Source organism: Pseudomonas sp. LBUM1648 (genome assembly GCF_059716145.1).
Genome location: NZ_CP166808.1, coordinates 1,297,879 through 1,314,971, shown reverse-complemented (window position 1 = coordinate 1,314,971; position 17,093 = coordinate 1,297,879). Strand labels below are relative to the sequence as shown.

Annotated in this window: 22 protein-coding genes and 1 pseudogene; 15 read left to right on the top strand and 8 right to left on the bottom strand. The window is 58.4% G+C overall.

All coding sequences use genetic code 11. The features are described 5' to 3' along the window. The first annotated feature begins 204 nt into the window (after positions 1-204). The 15 genes and pseudogenes from ACA043_RS05820 to fdxA all read left to right on the top strand — a co-directional run bounded on the left by ACA043_RS05820 (position 205) and on the right by fdxA (position 9,379). Positions 205-972 (top strand): S24 family peptidase, encoded by a 768-nt coding sequence (locus ACA043_RS05820; protein ID WP_497658775.1) that lies wholly within the window; start codon positions 205-207, stop codon positions 970-972. A 135-nt stretch (positions 973-1,107) separates the two neighbouring features. Then, complete coding sequence (locus ACA043_RS05815; protein ID WP_497658774.1) at positions 1,108-1,491, top strand: LuxR C-terminal-related transcriptional regulator; 384 nt, start codon at positions 1,108-1,110, stop codon at positions 1,489-1,491. 92 nt (positions 1,492-1,583) lie between these two features. Beyond that, on the top strand, positions 1,584-2,018 hold the full coding sequence (locus ACA043_RS05810) for a tellurite resistance TerB family protein (protein WP_497658773.1): 435 nt from the start codon (positions 1,584-1,586) through the stop codon (positions 2,016-2,018). Between the two features lie 2 nt (positions 2,019-2,020). Next, positions 2,021-2,188, top strand: a complete 168-nt coding sequence (locus ACA043_RS05805; protein WP_497658772.1) for a DUF3927 family protein — start codon at positions 2,021-2,023, stop codon at positions 2,186-2,188. A 46-nt stretch (positions 2,189-2,234) separates the two neighbouring features. Then, positions 2,235-2,411 (top strand): annotated as a pseudogene (csrA, locus tag ACA043_RS05800) (carbon storage regulator CsrA); the annotation flags it as partial. 260 nt (positions 2,412-2,671) lie between these two features. Next, on the top strand, positions 2,672-2,941 hold the full coding sequence (locus tag ACA043_RS05795; protein WP_497658771.1) for a hypothetical protein: 270 nt from the start codon (positions 2,672-2,674) through the stop codon (positions 2,939-2,941). Continuing rightward, a complete protein-coding gene (locus tag ACA043_RS05790; RefSeq protein WP_497658770.1) occupies positions 2,938-3,141 on the top strand; it encodes a hypothetical protein in 204 nt (67 codons plus the stop codon). Before ACA043_RS05795 ends, ACA043_RS05790 begins: the two co-directional genes overlap by 4 nt. Next, a complete protein-coding gene (locus ACA043_RS05785; RefSeq protein ID WP_497658769.1) occupies positions 3,134-3,472 on the top strand; it encodes an ead/Ea22-like family protein in 339 nt (112 codons plus the stop codon). Before ACA043_RS05790 ends, ACA043_RS05785 begins: the two co-directional genes overlap by 8 nt. Continuing rightward, positions 3,469-4,206: an Lcl C-terminal domain-containing protein gene (locus ACA043_RS05780; RefSeq protein ID WP_497658768.1), complete on the top strand. Its 738-nt coding sequence runs from the start codon at positions 3,469-3,471 to the stop codon at positions 4,204-4,206. Before ACA043_RS05785 ends, ACA043_RS05780 begins: the two co-directional genes overlap by 4 nt. Next, positions 4,203-4,703 (top strand): hypothetical protein, encoded by a 501-nt coding sequence (locus ACA043_RS05775; protein WP_497658767.1) that lies wholly within the window; start codon positions 4,203-4,205, stop codon positions 4,701-4,703. Before ACA043_RS05780 ends, ACA043_RS05775 begins: the two co-directional genes overlap by 4 nt. Further along, positions 4,696-5,091, top strand: coding sequence for a hypothetical protein (locus tag ACA043_RS05770; protein ID WP_497658766.1), 396 nt, complete (start codon positions 4,696-4,698; stop codon positions 5,089-5,091). Before ACA043_RS05775 ends, ACA043_RS05770 begins: the two co-directional genes overlap by 8 nt. Further along, the gene (locus ACA043_RS05765; RefSeq protein ID WP_123587084.1) at positions 5,075-5,269 is read left to right on the top strand and encodes a DUF4224 domain-containing protein; all 195 of its coding nucleotides are present in this window, start codon (positions 5,075-5,077) and stop codon (positions 5,267-5,269) included. Before ACA043_RS05770 ends, ACA043_RS05765 begins: the two co-directional genes overlap by 17 nt. Positions 5,270-5,280: 11 nt before the next feature. Beyond that, a complete protein-coding gene (locus tag ACA043_RS05760) occupies positions 5,281-6,270 on the top strand; it encodes a tyrosine-type recombinase/integrase (RefSeq protein ID WP_497658765.1) in 990 nt (329 codons plus the stop codon). Between the two features lie 51 nt (positions 6,271-6,321). Next, positions 6,322-8,892 carry a DNA mismatch repair protein MutS gene (mutS, locus tag ACA043_RS05755; RefSeq protein ID WP_497658764.1) on the top strand — a complete coding sequence of 857 codons (2,571 nt, stop codon included), beginning with the start codon at positions 6,322-6,324 and terminating at the stop codon, positions 8,890-8,892. 163 nt (positions 8,893-9,055) lie between these two features. Further along, the gene (fdxA, locus tag ACA043_RS05750; RefSeq protein WP_054047139.1) at positions 9,056-9,379 is read left to right on the top strand and encodes a ferredoxin FdxA; all 324 of its coding nucleotides are present in this window, start codon (positions 9,056-9,058) and stop codon (positions 9,377-9,379) included. Between the two features lie 485 nt (positions 9,380-9,864). Here the strand turns inward: fdxA and rpoS are convergent, their stop codons facing one another. The 8 genes from rpoS to ACA043_RS05710 all read right to left on the bottom strand — a co-directional run bounded on the left by rpoS (position 9,865) and on the right by ACA043_RS05710 (position 17,083). Beyond that, positions 9,865-10,872, bottom strand: coding sequence for an RNA polymerase sigma factor RpoS (gene rpoS, locus ACA043_RS05745; RefSeq protein WP_489880874.1), 1,008 nt, complete (start codon positions 10,870-10,872; stop codon positions 9,865-9,867). A 106-nt stretch (positions 10,873-10,978) separates the two neighbouring features. Next, the gene (locus tag ACA043_RS05740; RefSeq protein WP_489880873.1) at positions 10,979-11,860 is read right to left on the bottom strand and encodes a peptidoglycan DD-metalloendopeptidase family protein; all 882 of its coding nucleotides are present in this window, start codon (positions 11,858-11,860) and stop codon (positions 10,979-10,981) included. A 211-nt stretch (positions 11,861-12,071) separates the two neighbouring features. After that, complete coding sequence (locus ACA043_RS05735) at positions 12,072-12,707, bottom strand: protein-L-isoaspartate(D-aspartate) O-methyltransferase (protein WP_177327338.1); 636 nt, start codon at positions 12,705-12,707, stop codon at positions 12,072-12,074. Between the two features lie 41 nt (positions 12,708-12,748). Beyond that, positions 12,749-13,498 carry a 5'/3'-nucleotidase SurE gene (gene surE, locus ACA043_RS05730; protein WP_187679138.1) on the bottom strand — a complete coding sequence of 250 codons (750 nt, stop codon included), beginning with the start codon at positions 13,496-13,498 and terminating at the stop codon, positions 12,749-12,751. Further along, positions 13,486-14,544 carry a tRNA pseudouridine(13) synthase TruD gene (gene truD / locus ACA043_RS05725; RefSeq protein WP_187679139.1) on the bottom strand — a complete coding sequence of 353 codons (1,059 nt, stop codon included), beginning with the start codon at positions 14,542-14,544 and terminating at the stop codon, positions 13,486-13,488. The genes surE and truD overlap by 13 nt, the downstream gene beginning before the upstream one ends. Beyond that, a complete protein-coding gene (gene ispF, locus ACA043_RS05720) occupies positions 14,541-15,014 on the bottom strand; it encodes a 2-C-methyl-D-erythritol 2,4-cyclodiphosphate synthase (protein WP_497658763.1) in 474 nt (157 codons plus the stop codon). Before ispF ends, truD begins: the two co-directional genes overlap by 4 nt. A 45-nt stretch (positions 15,015-15,059) precedes the next feature. Continuing rightward, entirely contained in the window at positions 15,060-15,905 is an 846-nt protein-coding gene (fghA, locus tag ACA043_RS05715; protein WP_497618198.1) for an S-formylglutathione hydrolase, read from the bottom strand. Positions 15,906-15,970: 65 nt separating this feature from the next. After that, on the bottom strand, positions 15,971-17,083 hold the full coding sequence (locus tag ACA043_RS05710) for an S-(hydroxymethyl)glutathione dehydrogenase/class III alcohol dehydrogenase (protein ID WP_497658762.1): 1,113 nt from the start codon (positions 17,081-17,083) through the stop codon (positions 15,971-15,973). Positions 17,084-17,093 lie beyond the last annotated feature (10 nt).

The following is a 17,093-nucleotide window of genomic DNA, read 5'->3' as shown; positions in this document are numbered from 1 at the left end:
TGCGTCGCAGGTAACCAGCGGTCGTCTGCGTATCAGCAATGGCTTGTGGGGACGCAGTTTTCAGCCACTCCAAGAGGGCTTTGTTTCTTGCATTCATGGATAAATTCTCTTTTATCTATGCACAAAAGATAACCCAGAGGTTACCAAGCGACAACACCTAAAGGGAATTTACCCGCAGATCATTTTTTTGGGATCATGGATCGCATGGATATTTTCGAAGTTCGTCGTCAAAACCTGCGATTGCTGGTTAAAGAGAAATTTAACGGCAAGATCGCAGCGCTGGCCGAGGCTGTTGACCGCGCCGCCAGTTACCTCTCGCGCTGCCTAACTGATAATCCCAGCCACCGCAAAGGCATAGGCGAAAGGGTGGCGCGAGATATTGAGAGCAAGCTTCTTTTACCTCTCAATTGGCTCGACGTGGACAGAAGCGCAACATCTGGCCAACCCCTCGCACCAGGCGCAAGTAGCCCGGAGCATGAAGACGAATTTGGCTTGCAGCCGATGGACGCTTGGGATGAAAACACTCCCGTAAGCGCGGATGAGGTTGCTGTCCCGTTCCTTCGGGAAGTCGAGTTGTCCGCCGGATCAGGAAGGTTCTCTGTTGAGGAAAGCACGGATGCAGCGCTGCGCTTCAGCAAGCGGGACTTGAGGAAAAGTGGTGTTCAGTTTGATCAAGCTCGGTGCGTGAAGGTTCGGGGCAACAGCATGCTACCGATCCTCAGGGATGGAGCCACTGTAGGGGTGGATATTGGAAAGAGCTCGATCGGCGAGGTAGTCGATGGTGAACTGTATGCGATCAGTCACAACGGCCAGCTTCGCGTAAAGCAGGTCTATCGATTGCCGACCGGCATCCGATTGAGGAGCTTTAACCGTGAAGAACACCCCGATGAGGACTACACATTTGCCGAGCTAGGCAATGAAGAGATGCGCTTTATTGGCCATGTATTTTGGTGGGCGATGTACGCGAGGTAATGCCCACCTCTCGAAGGTAACCGCCAAACGGCGGTTTTTTTTCGCCCGCAAAATAAAAAATAACCTACAGGTGTTGCTTTAAAAATAACCTCAGGGTAACTTTGTTCCATCGCAGCCTTGCATGGAGCTACCCAAATGATCACCCCAACCATCACCGCACACGGCTTTACAGGCTTCCTCGGTCGTGGTGCAGCTCCTCGTGAGCTGGAGTGCCTGCTGGCTGTTGCAGCCGGGCGGACTTCGAAGGAAGTGGCGCGTGATCTCGGGGTCGCTCCAGACACGATCGATAAACGCCTGCTGGCACTCACTACGAAACTCGGTGTTACCCGGCGCGCTGCATTGGTGGCCGAGGCCTTCAAGCGGGGATTGATCTCACCAGCGGCTGTATTGGCAATGATCCTGGCTGTACACGCTTCGATGGCGGAAGACCCAGCGCTTCGTGTTCGCCGAGGCAGTGGTGAGCGCCGCGTCGAAACCCGCGTGGCCGTGCGCCGCATTGAGGTCGCCCTCACCGCTTAACCCAATCTGATTTTTCGCGAAAGCCAAAACCGCGGCCGGGATTCGATCGGCCTTAAAAAGCTTCACCCAACCCACGAAAGAGGATTCACCTCATGTTAAGCAAATTGTTCGGCAAGAAATCTGGCCAAGCCCGCGCAGCAGTAGCGAAGCTGGCGAACCGCGACCTGATGGAAGCAGTCGTCTACGGCAGCATCTACGTCGCGGCGGCTGACGGCGACCTCGAAGACAGCGAGCTATCCAAAATCGAGACCATCCTCAGCAACAACCCGGCCCTGCAAGGTTTCGGCGCGGAGCTGTCCAACACCATCGACCGCGCCAAGACCGATTTCAAATCCGGCGCCCGCATCCTTCGGCAGAACGCTGAAAAGGAACTGGGCGACCTGGCGCACTCCCCCTCCGAAGCTCTGACCGTACTCAACGTGATGCTGACCGTTGCCGAGGCTGACGGTGAGATCGAGCCGGCCGAACTGACGGCGCTGGAGCGTAGCGCGAAGCTCCTCGGGCTCAACCTGAAAGACCACCTGTAACCATGCTGGCCAACCTCGGCAGTAAGGCGCGTTCGCTGGCAGCCTACGGGCTCGCTGGTGGCGTCGTCTTCGTCGACTCGGCGAGTCGCATCATTTCAATGGTGGGCGACCTGGTGCTGGTCGCCTTGCTGCTGGTGGTGCTGATGGCGGGAAAGTCGAAGACCAAATAATCGGCCGGGCGGTCCAACCGCCCCGCCGCTCTCAAGGAGCAGGACCATGTTGATTCTTACCCGCCGATCTGGCGAGACGATCCGTATCGGCAATGACGTCAGCGTCACTGTTTTGGGTATCACTGGACAGCAAGCGCGCATCGGGATATCCGCGCCGGAGTCGGTCGCAGTACACCGTGAGGAAATTCACCAGCGCATTCAGGCAGGCATCCCTAAAAAGCCGGTAATGAGCCCGGCGGAAGCCCATGCCCAATTCATCGAGGATCACCTCGGCAAGCTGCCGGTTGATCAACAGCCGATGCACATCGACGACCGCGTCCGAATGGTCAACGCCGAGCCGGCCTTCCTCACTGTCGTGTTCAAGCTACCGAGCCTGAACGACGCCCAGGCACTGATAGCGCACCTGCCATATGGGCAGAAGGCGCTCGGTACCGAAGCAGAGGTGTTCGGTTACTCGGCCGGCAACCTGATGGAGAACCCCCCATGCGAGCAATGATCATCGCCGCCTTGCTGCTGATCGCCGGCCAAGCCATCGCCAGCGAGCAGGTCATCAGCGTCCAACACGACAGCCAACGCGGCGTGACTTGCTGGATCTTGAACAACACCGGAATCAGTTGCTTGCCGGATAGTTCGCTCCCAGAGCAGGCCACCCCCTCTAATCATGCAGGTCGGGCATCTCAAGCCAGTTCAGACCAAGTAAAGGCGTCGTTGGTGGCCGCCCCGCTCCCACAGGTCGAGAGGTTCCAGCTATGACCATAATTCCAGAAGGCGCAGTGATCGTTAAAGGCCAGGGCAACGAGTTCGCAAACCTTGGCTCACGCCTAGTTCGCTTCGGCCAGGCTCTGCAAGAACCCAGCACCACAGTCAGCGAGCTGGCCAAGTTGGCCGGCGCCTGCGGGATCTCGCTGAAGTTGCGGGCAGTAAGTGAGTCGGGAGGCGATCGCGATGAGTAAGCCAAATGCAGCCCAGAAGCTCGCCGCCGATCTGGCGATGCTGGCGAAGGCCGCGACGCCCGGGCCATGGGTCACTGATGGCGATTACGTGAACGAACACGGGAGCGTCACCCACGCCTACATCGCAAATGGTCGGCGCGGCGGCGGGCGTATTGCTGGCGCCTTCGCCAACTGCTTGGTGAAGACCGATGAACAGTGCCGGGCCAACGCCGCGTTCATTGCTGGAGCGAACCCCAAAGCGGTGCTGGTGCTGACGGGTGAAATCGAACGACTGCAAAACAAGGTCGACGCACTCATAGCGGCCGCACCCGTCGCCGGAGGTCTTCAATGATCAAGCGCCAAGCAATCTCGCCCACAGCGCTGCCCGCCATCGGCCAGCCGTTCGCCGGCGGCTTCTACGCTGGGCGACTGTTCTTTGATGGCGCTGAGCACGCCCTTATTGATGCCGGCCGAGAGTTCGAGCAGCCCGCGCAATGGTGGGACCGGTCCGGCCCGCGACTGAATGTTCGCGCCAGCAAGTCATACCACGATGGCTTGGCCAACACCCGAGCGATGGCCGAGGCAGGAAGCGCGATCGCGCAGAAGGTGCTGACCATGTCGATCCGTGGGCACCGGGGCTGGCACATCCCGGCGATCGAGGAGTTGCAGCTGATGCGAGCCAACCTGCTGCAGCTCGAACCTTGGGACAAGCACTGGCCCGCCGACGGCGCTGGCGGGCCAGCCCAGGCATTCGCATTGCGGGAGTACTGGTCGAGCACGCAGAAGTCATCCGCCGGCAGTGCCTGGTGTCTTCACATGCTGCCTTGGTGCACGCCGGACACGAACTGGACGAGCAAGGAAAAGGCTGTTCGGCCGGTACGCACCCTGCCAATCAAGACCGGTGCCTTCGTGCACGCCCCATCGACTGATTCGCCAGCAGCAGCCGCGGATGTGCAAGGACTTTCCAATTCGGCGGCGGTGGCCAGCGTGATCGAACGCTTCGTGAACGAAGACACCGGCAAGTTCTACGGGCGCACCGATGCGCTAGTGGCCGAACTGGCACTCATTGCAGGAGGTCGCGTATGAGTGCCGATCTGACTAAGTTGAAATCAGAGCTGCTGCTGGCGATCGAGAAGGCCGAGCATAAGCCAGGTCAGTGGGCAGAAACAGCACAGAGCATGGGCGGCATCTGTTCTCCCGGTCAACCGTTCAAAGTCGGGGAGCCATGGGCGAAAGAAATTCCATGGGCCAGCTTCAGCTTCAAACGCGACTCCTGGCTAGCAGTAGCAGCCGTGAACGCATTGCCTCGTTTTCTAGCGGAGATCGACGAGCTCACGCTTCGGGCTTGTTATTGGAGGCAGCGCGCCAAGAGCGCGGAAGGGCATCTCTGCTCTAGCGATACCAAGGCCGCAGCCATGGCATTGCAGGCGCGCACCGAGTTCGCTGGCGAGGAATGGGAGAAACTAAGCGGCTGCCAGCGGGCCAAGTTGTTGACAGCCGCAGCCATTGTGATTGGCACCGTTAACGCTCGTCGTGACTTGCGAGAACCGAAGCATAAGTGCGACGAGGTCGATCATGGCTAAGACCATCCTGCGCGTTCGTCAAGGCGCTATCGCCTACTACTTGAACGAGTCATCGGTGGGTGCCAAGAACAGCGGTCGTCGATTCATCCTGAGTCGCACCAGCGACCACGGAAAAACAAAAGACGGTTGGATCAAGGTCAACTCGACGGAGCACCAGGGGCTGGTCGACTCGGAAGGCGAAGCCGAGCGGTTCGCCGCCTGCGCCAGACTGTTCGCAAGTAAGCCACATCGCCCGCACGTTGATCGGCACCACATCCGTGGAATGGCCGGTAAGTGGGAAGGCGTGGCATTTCAAGCTCGCGTGACGCATGGGCGTGACGCGACACAAAACGCAAATCAAGAAATCGTGTCGCGACACGAAGGGGGCGGTTATGTTTCTGACGCCTGAAGAGGTTGCAGACCTGACCGGCTACAAGCGGCCGGCAGCGCAAATACGGTGGCTTACAGCCGAAAGATATGGCTTTGCAGTCGGTGGGGATGGGCACCCGAAAGTCCTACGCCAAGTTGTCATTGGCAGGATGGGTGGAGTTCAATCAAGGAAGGAGCCGGAACTTCGGCTGGGGTGAGGTGAATACAGATGCGTCCTCGCAAGAAAGACCGGCACCTGCCGGCGTGCATGTACGAGAAGCATGGCGCTTATTACCTGGTGCGCAAAGGCAAATGGAAGCGCTTGGGCTCGGACTTTCAAGCCTCGCTCGCTGAGTACGCCAAGCTGCTCGACAAGGGCAGCCAGGGCGGAATGCCGAAGCTGATTGATGACGCGCTCGAGCACATGCGCAACCGGGTGAAGCCAAAGCTCAAGCCCAACACCATTACGCAGTACGAGGCCGCTTGCGAACAGCTCAAAGAGACGTTCGCCGACTTCGAGCCGAGGGAAGTTATGCAGCGGCATGTTGTCGCCCTGAAAATGCACGGGGCGAGCACGCCCAATATGTCGAATCGAGTAATCTCGGTTCTGCGCGCTGTGTTCAATTACGCCTTGGAAAAACAGCTGGTCGATTCAAATCCGTGCATCGGTGTTAAACGTCACCCCGAACACAAACGAGACCGTTACATCACTCACGCCGAATTCGAAGTGATCTGCGCCAACTCAAGCGAAAATATGCGTGTGATTTATGAGATGTGCTATCTGACTGGGCAGCGCATTGGTGACGTTCTTGCTATTCGACTTGCCGATATAACTGCTGACGGAATAGCGTTCAAACAAGAAAAGACCAGCGCCAAACTTATCGTTCAAATGACTCCCGATCTTGAAGCGCTGATTGCACGAACTAAGGCGCTTACTCGCAAGATACGTGGCCTCACACTTTTCTGCTCTCCGCGCGGCGGAAAGCCTGTTCATTACAGCTCGGTCAAAGATGCATTTGCGATCAGTTGCAAGAAGGCTGGCGTCGAGGATGCTTCACTTCATGACCTGCGCGCGAAGTCCCTTACAGACACCGACGACCAAGGCAACGATGCGCAGAAGCTCGGCGGGCACACAGACGCCAAGATGACGCAACGTTATCTGCGCCTTCGCAAAATCAACGTAGGACTGCCGCCAACAATGCCGAAAAAATCCCTGTAGTATTAGACAGATGTGAGTTGTCAAATAGACAGGTAGAGCTGAACCCCGCGTATGACAGACCTTTCAAGCCACACTCCGATGATGCAGCAGTACTGGCGCCTGAAGAACCAGCACCCGGATCAGCTGATGTTCTATCGCATGGGCGATTTCTACGAAATCTTCTATGAAGACGCGAAGAAGGCAGCCAAGTTGCTGGACATCACTCTGACAGCGCGCGGGCAGTCGGCGGGGCAGGCGATTCCGATGTGCGGGATTCCTTACCACGCGGCGGAAGGGTATCTGGCGAAACTGGTCAAGCTCGGCGAGTCGGTGGTGATCTGCGAGCAGGTTGGCGACCCGGCCACCAGTAAAGGCCCGGTAGAGCGCCAGGTTGTACGAATCATCACGCCGGGAACGGTCAGCGACGAGGCGCTGCTGGATGAGCGCCGCGACAACCTGATTGCTGCTTTACTGGGTGACGAGCGTCTGTTCGGTCTGGCGGTGCTGGACATCACCAGCGGCAACTTCACCGTGCTGGAGATCAAGGGCTGGGAAAACCTGCTGGCGGAACTGGAGCGCGTCAATCCGGTTGAGCTTTTGATCCCGGACGATTGGCCGAAGGATCTGCCGGCGGAAAAACGCCGTGGCGTGCGTCGTCGTGCGCCGTGGGATTTCGAGCGTGACTCGGCGCTGAAAAGTCTCTGCCAGCAGTTTTCCACACAAGACCTGAAAGGCTTCGGCTGCGAAACCCTGACCCTGGCCATCGGCGCCGCCGGTTGCCTGTTGGCCTACGCCAAGGAAACCCAGCGCACCGCCCTGCCCCACTTGCGCAGCCTGCGCCACGAACGTCTCGACGACACCGTGGTACTGGACGGCGCGAGCCGGCGCAACCTGGAGCTCGACACCAATCTGGCCGGTGGCCGCGACAACACCCTGCAATCAGTCGTCGATCGCTGCCAGACCGCCATGGGCAGCCGCTTGCTGACCCGTTGGTTGAACCGTCCGTTGCGCGATCTGACTGTATTGCTGGCGCGCCAGACCTCGATCACCTGCCTGCTCGACGGTTACCGCTTCGAAAAGCTGCAACCGCAGCTCAAGGAAATCGGCGACATCGAGCGCATTCTTGCGCGGATCGGCCTGCGCAATGCCCGTCCACGAGACCTCGCGCGCCTGCGTGATGCCCTCGGCGCGCTGCCGGAACTGCAAGTGGCAATGACCGATCTCGAAGCGCCGCACCTGCAAGGCCTGGCAACCACCACCAGCACTTACCCGGAACTGGCGGCGCTGCTGGCAAAAGCCATTATCGATAACCCACCTGCGGTAATCCGTGATGGCGGTGTCCTGAAGACCGGTTACGACAGCGAACTGGATGACTTGCAATCGCTGAGCGAAAACGCCGGGCAGTTCCTGATCGATCTGGAAGCGCGGGAGAAAGCCCGCACCGGCCTGTCCCACCTGAAAGTCGGCTACAACCGCATTCACGGCTACTTCATCGAGTTGCCGAGCAAACAGGCGGAATCGGCTCCGGCAGACTACATCCGGCGCCAGACGCTGAAAGGCGCCGAGCGCTTCATCACGCCGGAACTGAAAGAGTTCGAAGACAAGGCGCTATCCGCCAAGAGCCGCGCCCTGGCGCGCGAGAAGATGCTCTACGAGGCGCTGCTGGAAGATCTGATCAGCCAGTTGCCGCCGTTGCAGGACACCGCTGGCGCACTGGCCGAACTGGACGTGCTGAGCAACCTTGCCGAACGTGCGCTGAACCTTGATCTGAACTGCCCGCGTTTTGTCAGCGAGCCATGCATGCGCATTACCCAGGGTCGCCACCCGGTGGTCGAGCAAGTGCTGACCACGCCGTTCGTGGCCAACGACCTGAGTCTGGATGACAACACGCGCATGCTGGTGATCACTGGCCCGAACATGGGCGGTAAATCCACCTACATGCGTCAGACTGCTCTGATCGTGCTGTTGGCGCATATCGGTAGCTTCGTGCCGGCTGCCAGTTGCGAACTGTCGCTGGTCGATCGGATCTTCACCCGGATCGGTTCCAGCGATGACTTGGCCGGTGGCCGTTCGACCTTCATGGTGGAAATGAGCGAAACCGCCAACATCCTGCACAACGCGACCGAGCGCAGTCTGGTGCTGATGGACGAAGTCGGCCGCGGTACCAGCACCTTCGACGGTCTGTCGCTGGCATGGGCGGCGGCTGAGCGTCTGGCGCACCTGCGTGCCTACACGCTGTTCGCGACTCACTATTTTGAACTGACTGTTCTGCCGGAAGCCGAGCCGCTGGTGGCCAACGTGCATCTCAACGCCACCGAGCACAACGAGCGCATCGTGTTCCTGCACCATGTGCTGCCGGGGCCTGCGAGCCAAAGCTACGGCTTGGCGGTTGCACAACTGGCAGGTGTGCCAAGCGAAGTGATCGTGCGTGCCCGCGAGCACTTGAGCCGCCTGGAAGATACGGCATTGCCGCATGAGGCACCGAAACCAGCCGCCAAAGGTAAACCGGCCACGCCACAACAGAGCGACATGTTTGCCAGCCTGCCGCATCCGGTACTGGATGAGTTGGCTAAACTGGATATCGACGACATGACGCCACGCCGTGCGCTAGAAATGCTCTATGCATTGAAGAACCGGATATAAGCACTGAAGAAGCGGATATAACGCAAACGGCTTCAAGCTGTTAGAATCTCGCGCGGTTTGGGATGCTGCTGGCTAATAGCCTGGCCAGCAGGCATCGCTCCCGAACCTGGCGACCCCAACCGTGAAGGGGCAACGCTGCCGCCGCCTGAGGAGAAAATTAGAAATGACCTTCGTCGTCACCGACAACTGCATCAAGTGCAAGTACACCGACTGCGTAGAAGTCTGTCCGGTGGACTGCTTTTACGAAGGCCCGAACTTCCTGGTCATTCACCCGGATGAGTGCATCGACTGCGCCCTGTGCGAACCAGAATGCCCGGCCGTAGCCATTTTCTCCGAGGACGAAGTTCCGGAGGAGATGCAGGAGTTCATTCAGTTGAACGTCGAGCTGGCCGAGATCTGGCCGAACATCACCGAGAAGAAAGAATCGATGCCGGATGCCGAAGAGTGGGATGGCGTCAAAGGCAAGATCAAAGACCTCGAACGCTGATCTGCCCCGCGTTCAATAAAAAGGCCCCTTGCGGGCCTTTTTGCTTTTCCGGGATTGCTTTTTTGCAGACAAAAAAAGGGGCGGTTTGACCCGCCCACATTTTTTCCCTATTCCCTGTGTTCCTTTTCATCGTCCTGATGAATCGCGTCCTGCGATGTCCTTTCCCCTCGTCCTTGAAGGGCGTGTCTGTCCGTCGACACAACCCCGATACTAAAGAGTTCCCTGCCAAGAGCAATTGGCGCTGGAGGCTGGAATGGGCTGTCATAAGCACTTCAAATTAATAAATCAATATATAAATCAATAAGTTAGAAAAATACCGCAATCAGAATAGACGTCTGCCTCCGTGCAAATCTTGCGAACACTTACGAAAGAGTAAGCCGAAGCTTACACAGAGAGACTACAAATGATGGAAATGCTGACCGTATGTCCGGCAACAAAAAACCCCGAACCAGTCGGGGCTTTTTGTGGGCGGTGGTTCGATGCGCTTACTGGAACAACGACTCGCTCGACAGGCCATTCTTCTCGAGAATTTCCCGAAGGCGCTTGAGGCCCTCCACCTGGATCTGTCTCACCCGTTCCCGGGTCAGGCCAATCTCAAGACCTACGTCTTCCAGTGTGCTGCTCTCGTGGCCGCGCAGACCGAAGCGGCGTATGACCACCTCGCGCTGCTTGTCGGTCAGCTCCGACAGCCATTGATCGATGCTCTGCGACAAGTCGTCATCCTGCAGCAGTTCGCATGGATCGGTTGGCCGATCATCCGTCAGGGTGTCCAGCAGGGTTTTATCCGAATCCGGACCCAGCGAGACGTCGACCGAAGAAACCCGCTCGTTCAGGCCCAGCATGCGCTTGACCTCGGCCACTGGTTTTTCCAGCAGGTTGGCGATTTCTTCGGGTGAAGGTTCGTGGTCGAGCTTTTGCGTCAGCTCCCGTGCAGCCCGCAGGTACACGTTGAGCTCCTTGACCACATGAATCGGCAGCCGAATGGTCCGGGTCTGATTCATGATGGCGCGCTCGATGGTCTGACGAATCCACCAGGTCGCGTAGGTCGAGAAGCGGAAACCGCGTTCGGGATCGAACTTTTCCACCGCGCGGATCAATCCGAGGTTGCCCTCTTCGATCAAATCCAGCAGCGACAACCCCCGATTGACGTAACGCCGGGCGATTTTGACCACCAGCCGCAGGTTACTTTCAATCATGCGCTTGCGCCCGGCGGGATCGCCACTTTGCGACAAGCGCGCAAAATGAACTTCTTCCTCCGGGGAGAGCAATGGGGAAAAGCCGATTTCGTTGAGATACAACTGCGTGGCATCGAGTGCCCGCGTGTAGTCGATGTACTTATGTTGTTTAAGTGAAGCGGAGTGTTTGGATTTGGAACGAACGGAAGGTGGAGCAGCCCCTTCATCATTCGACATCGAATCCGAATCGATGCCGGCCTCCATAAGGAGAACCTCATCGTCGATGTCAAACTCCGGCACTTCTTTACTGAGAGCCATTGTTATAGTCCTTTGGTGAGTTCGACCCCAAGCTCAAGCGACGCCTTTATCCTTGGCAGCGCTGGAGCCTGTCCCCTCTACGTGACGGAACAGGCTGGCTTACAAATCAACGTCTTGGCAGGAACTGCAGCGGATCTACAGGTTTACCTTGTCGGCGAATCTCAAAATGCAGTTTCACCCGGTCTGTACCCGTTGACCCCATTTCGGCAATTGTCTGTCCGACCTTGACCTGCTGTCCCTCCCGAACCAACAGCCGACGGTTGTGACCGTAAGCACTGACGTAGGTTTCGCTGTGTTTGATGATGACTAATTCGCCGTAGCCCCTTAAGCCACTCCCGGCGTATACCACCGTCCCATCAGACGCAGCTAAAACAGGCTGTCCCAAATCCCCGGCGATATCAATTCCTTTATTCAAACTACCGTTTGAAGAGAATTTTCCAATCAGAATGCCATTAGATGGCCATCCCCAGCCGGTCGGGGCTGGACCCGCTGGAGGCAGTGGAGCTTGGGTTTGCTTGTTGGCGACGGACGGTACTGCACCAGTAGAACCGCCCGCAGAACCGGTGGTTGTAGTGGTGGTTGTGCCATTTGCCTGACGCCGGATTACCGTAGTTTTGCTGGATGATGAAGGCGAAGAACTGGCGTTGCTTACCACCGCCGTGGACGTTGAACCGGCGCGGCCGTCGAAGCGAATTGTCTGACCCGGATGGATCGTATACGGCGTAGGAATATTGTTCCGGGCTGCGAGGGCTTTGTAGTCCCAGCCGTAGCGAAAAGCGATGGAAAACATCGTATCGCCCGGACGGACTACATATTGCCCGGTCGTCACTGTAGGACGCTGCGCGACTGCATTGTTGCGATCGACTACCCGGACATTGCTCGATTTGGTGCTGGAGCAACCCACCAGCAAGGTGCTCAAGACAAGGCCAGTCACCAGGCGCTGAAAGCTCGTGTTACCCATACGCTGCGCAATGACTGTGAGACTCACCCGCCGCTCCCTTTGTGGTGGCTGAAAAATTTTGAATGCCGGATTTCGGCATAAGTGTCGCAAGTATAACGGGCCGAATCGGCTTTACCTTTAATGAAGCGAAATCGCTTCGCGCACACGTTTGCAAGCTGACAATCTGCGCCGTTTAAACCATCGTCGCCGGAGTAAGACCGAGGCGAACGAAAGGAATTCAGCGCCTGTGCATAAATGCTCAGGCCAACGGCCCATTGAGCAAAGGCACGAAGCGAACAGCGCCCAAAACGTGTCGTGAGAAACCGTGCTCTTCACGCACGATCAGCATCAATTGCTGTACTTCCCCCGAGCCTACCGGGATCACCAGACGTCCACCCGGAGCCAACTGATCGAGCAACGCTTGCGGCACGTCGGTGGCCACGGCTGTAACGATAATGCCGTTGTAAGGCGCCAGGGCCGGCCAGCCTTCCCAACCGTCGCCCCAACGAAACACCACGTTGCGCAAGTTCAACTCGACCAGACGTTCCTTGGCGCGATCCTGCAGAACCTTGATGCGCTCAACCGAGAACACCCGCTCCACCAGTTGCGACAACACGGCCGTCTGATAACCCGAACCGGTGCCGATCTCCAGTACCTTGTCCAGCGGACCGGCCTCAAGCAGCAGCTCGCTCATGCGCGCCACCATATAAGGCTGGGAAATGGTCTGGTTATGGCCAATGGGCAGCGCCGTGTCTTCATAAGCGCGGTGCGCCAGCGCTTCGTCGACAAACAGGTGTCGCGGCGTGCGGCGAATCACTTCCAGCACCTTGGCGTTGGACAAGCCTTCTTCGTACAGGCGCTGGATCAAACGTTCCCGCGTGCGCTGGGACGTCATGCCGATGCCGCTGCGCATTCTGTCTTCGTGTTCACGAGCCATCAGCGCAGTCCCTCCAGCCAGCCGTCGAGACTTCTGAAGGCATCGTTGAAGGTGCGATCGAGCTGCAAAGGGGTGATGGAAACATAGCCTTGCATCACGGCATGAAAGTCCGTGCCCGGTCCGCCATCTTCAGCATCGCCAGCGGCAGCAATCCAATAACCGGCTTTGCCGCGTGGATCGACGACTTTCATCGGCGCCGCCGCCCGGGCACGATGGCCAAGTCGGGTCAGCTGAATACCGCGAATATGGTCGATGGGCAGATTGGGAATGTTCACGTTGAGCACCGTGCGCGGCGGCAGATCGAGCCCGGCATGGGCCTCGACCAGTTTGCGCGCAAAGTAGGCCGCCGTAGGAAGATTATCCACCTGACGTGAGACCAGCGAAAAGGCAAACGACGGACGTTCGAGGAATCGCCCTTCAAGGGCGGCCGCCACTGTCCCGGAATACAACACATCATCGCCAAGATTGGCGCCGAGGTTGATACCGGAAACCACCATATCCGGCTCACGTTCCAGCAGACCATTAAGGCCCAGATGCACGCAGTCGGTCGGTGTGCCATTGAGGCTGATAAAGCCGTTGGCCAGATATTGCGGGTGCAACGGACGGTCGAGCGTCAGCGAACTGCTGGCGCCGCTTTTGTCCTGCTCCGGGGCGATAACTACGCACTCGGTGTAATCCGCCAGCGCAGCATAAAGCGCGGCGAGACCGGGTGCGGTTACCCCATCGTCGTTAGAAATCAGAATACGCATGGGCTGTCCGTCTGCCCCACCGGCACCAGATCAACGAGTTCGCGCACCAATACGGTGGCGAAGCATCCGGCCGGGAGGACGAATTCCAGTTGCAGAATGTCAGGCTGGGGATAATGCCACGTCAACCCGCCAATGGGCAGCCGCAGGATGCGACGTTCGTGGCTCATGCCGGCGTGAATCAACCAATCTCGCAGATCCGCTTCACGGGCGGCAATCCCCTGCTCCAGATCATGGACAGCGCCAGCGGCCGGGGAGTCACCTTCGCCCCACTGCGGGCCGGTGGGATGCAGGTCGAGAATCGCCAGACGCGGATCGCTGCATTCAGCTTCACCGGCTGGAAAAAAGCTGCGGCTGTCGGTGAATGCCAGCAGATCGCCAACCAGCGCGCGCTGCCAGGTGCCATCGGCGACCCGCGCCGCCAGCACCTGATTGAACAGAAAACTGCGTGCCGTCGACAGCAGTCGCGAGCGCACATTGCGTTGCTCAGGCAACGCCTTGCGCGCCGCCCACGCACGCGCATCGACGACGTTGCCGCCGTCATGGCCGAAACGCTGAGCGCCGAAATAATTGGGAATGCCTTGCTTGGCGATCAGTTGCAGACGCTCTTCAATAGCCGCTTTATCGCCGGCGAATTGGGTCAGGCGCAGGGTAAAACCATTGGCCGAATGCGCGCCGCGTTGCAGCTTGCGCTTGTGGCGGGTGGTTTTGAGAATCTTCAGCGTATCGTTTTCCGCTGCCGACAGATCCGGATCAGCCTTGCCCGGCAGCTGCACGCTGAACCACTGACGGGTCAGCGCCTGACGATCCTTCAGCCCGGCATAACTGACCGTGCGCAGAGGCACACCGGCAGCCTTGGCGATGCGCCGTGCAGCCTCTTCAGTATTGAGGCCGCGTTTTTCGACCCAGATCCATAGGTGTTCGCCGTCACCGCTAAACGGAATATCGAGGACTTCATCGACCTGGAAATCTTCAGCGATGGCTTTCAGTACTGCGGTGCCGAGGGGTTCGCCATAGGCCCGCGGGCCGAGCAATTGCAGTTCATTCATGCGCGCAGCAACAAGGCAACGGAGTGCACGGCAATGCCTTCTTCGCGACCGACAAAGCCAAGCTTCTCGGTAGTAGTAGCTTTCACGTTCACTTGATCCAACTCAACTTGAAGATCCGCAGCGATCAGCGCGCGCATCGATTCGATATGCGGGGCCAATTTGGGTGCCTGCGCGACGATGGTGTTATCGACGTTGCCGACTTTCCAGCCTTTGGCGTGGATCAGCCCGACCACATGGCGCAACAACGCACGGCTGTCGGCGCCCTTGAACTGCGGATCGGTGTCCGGAAAGTGTTTGCCGATATCACCCAGCGCAGCGGCGCCGAGCAAGGCATCGCTCAAGGCGTGCAGCAGGACGTCACCGTCGGAATGAGCGAGCAGCCCGAAGCTGTGTGCGATTTGCACGCCGCCCAGAGTAATGAAATCGCCTTCAGCGAAACGGTGCACATCATAGCCGTGGCCAATACGCATAAGAAAAAACGCCCCGATTTTTGTCAGGGCGTGATTCTACCTGCATTAACCGCGCAGAGCGCGTGCGTGATGCTGCAAGTGGTCGTCTATAAAGCTTGAGATGAAGAAATAGCTGTGGTCGTAGCCCGGTTGAGAGCGCAAGGTCAGCGGATGGCCCGCTTGTTTTGCTGCTTGTTGCAGGGCTTCCGGTTTGAGTTGGGTGGCGAGGAAGTCGTCGCGATCACCTTGGTCAACCAGCAGCGGCAGCTTTTCATCGGCCTCGGCGATCAGCGCGCAGGCATCCCATTCTTTCCACTTCGAACGGTCTTCGCCCAGGTAACGGGAGAACGCCTTCTGCCCCCACGGGCAATCCATTGGATTGTTGATCGGCGAAAACGCCGACACCGATTGGTAACGCCCCGGATTGCGCAATGCACAAACCAGCGCTCCGTGACCGCCCATAGAGTGCCCGCTGATGCTGCGCTTATCGGACGCCGGGAAATGCGCTTCAACCAGTGAAGGCAATTCCTGCACGACATAGTCATGCATCCGATAGTGCCGCGACCAGGGTTCCTGCGTGGCATTCAGATAAAAACCGGCACCGAGACCGAAATCCCACGCGCCATCCGGATCGCCCGGGACATCAGGGCCGCGCGGACTGGTGTCCGGCGCCACGATGATCAAGCCCAGCTCGGAGGCCATGCGCATGGCGCCAGCCTTCTGCATGAAGTTCTCATCGGTGCAGGTCAGACCCGACAGCCAATACAACACCGGCAGCTTGCCGCCCTGCTCCGCCTGCGGCGGCAGGTACACGGCAAATACCATGTCGCAACCGAGCACGTCGGATCGGTGGCGATAGCGCTTGTGCCAACCACCGAAACTTTTCTGACAGGAGATGTTTTCCAGACTCATGTAAAGACTCCTACGCGGCCACAGCAACAAGCCTTCACGACTTGTTGCCATGTCACCACGATTGATCAGAAATGAATGACGGTGCGAATGCTCTTGCCTTCGTGCATCAGGTCGAACGCCTTGTTGATATCTTCCAGGCCCATGGTGTGGGTGATGAAAGTATCCAGCGGGATTTCGCCGCTTTGCGCCATGTCGACATAGCTTGGCAACTCGGTACGGCCGCGCACGCCACCGAACGCCGAACCGCGCCAGACGCGACCGGTGACCAACTGGAATGGACGGGTAGAAATTTCCTGACCCGCGCTGGCAACACCGATGATTACCGACTCGCCCCAGCCTTTATGGCAGCACTCAAGGGCTGCGCGCATCAGTTGCACGTTGCCGATGCATTCGAAGGAGAAGTCGACGCCGCCATCAGTCATGTCGACGATCACTTCCTGGATCGGACGATCGAAGTCTTTCGGGTTCACGCAGTCGGTGGCGCCGAGCTGCTTGGCGATTTCGAATTTGGCCGGGTTGATATCGATAGCGATGATGCGTGCAGCCTTGGCTTTCACCGCGCCGATCACTGCAGACAGGCCGATGCCACCCAAACCGAAGATCGCCACGGTGTCACCCGGTTTGACTTTGGCAGTGTTGAGCACTGCGCCGATACCGGTGGTGACACCGCAACCGAGCAGGCAGACCTTTTCCAGTGGCGCATCTTTAGAGATCTTGGCCACGGAGATTTCCGGCAACACGGTGTATTCCGAGAACGTCGAAGTACCCATGTAGTGGAAAATCGTTTCGCCCTTGTAGGAAAAGCGCGAAGTGCCATCCGGCATCAGGCCTTTGCCCTGAGTCGCACGAATCGCCTGACACAGGTTGGTCTTGCCCGACTTACAGAATTTGCACTGGCCGCATTCCGGGGTGTATAGCGGAATCACGTGATCGCCGACGGCAACCGACGTCACGCCTTCGCCGATGGCTTCAACGATTGCGCCACCTTCGTGGCCGAGGATCGACGGGAAGATGCCTTCCGGGTCAGCGCCGGACAGGGTGTAAGCGTCGGTGTGGCAAACGCCGGAAGCCACCACGCGCAGCAACACTTCACCAGCCTTGGGCATGGCGACATCGACTTCTACGATTTCCAGCGGCTTCTTGGCCTCGAAGGCAACGGCGGCGCGCGACTTGATCATGCTGACTCTC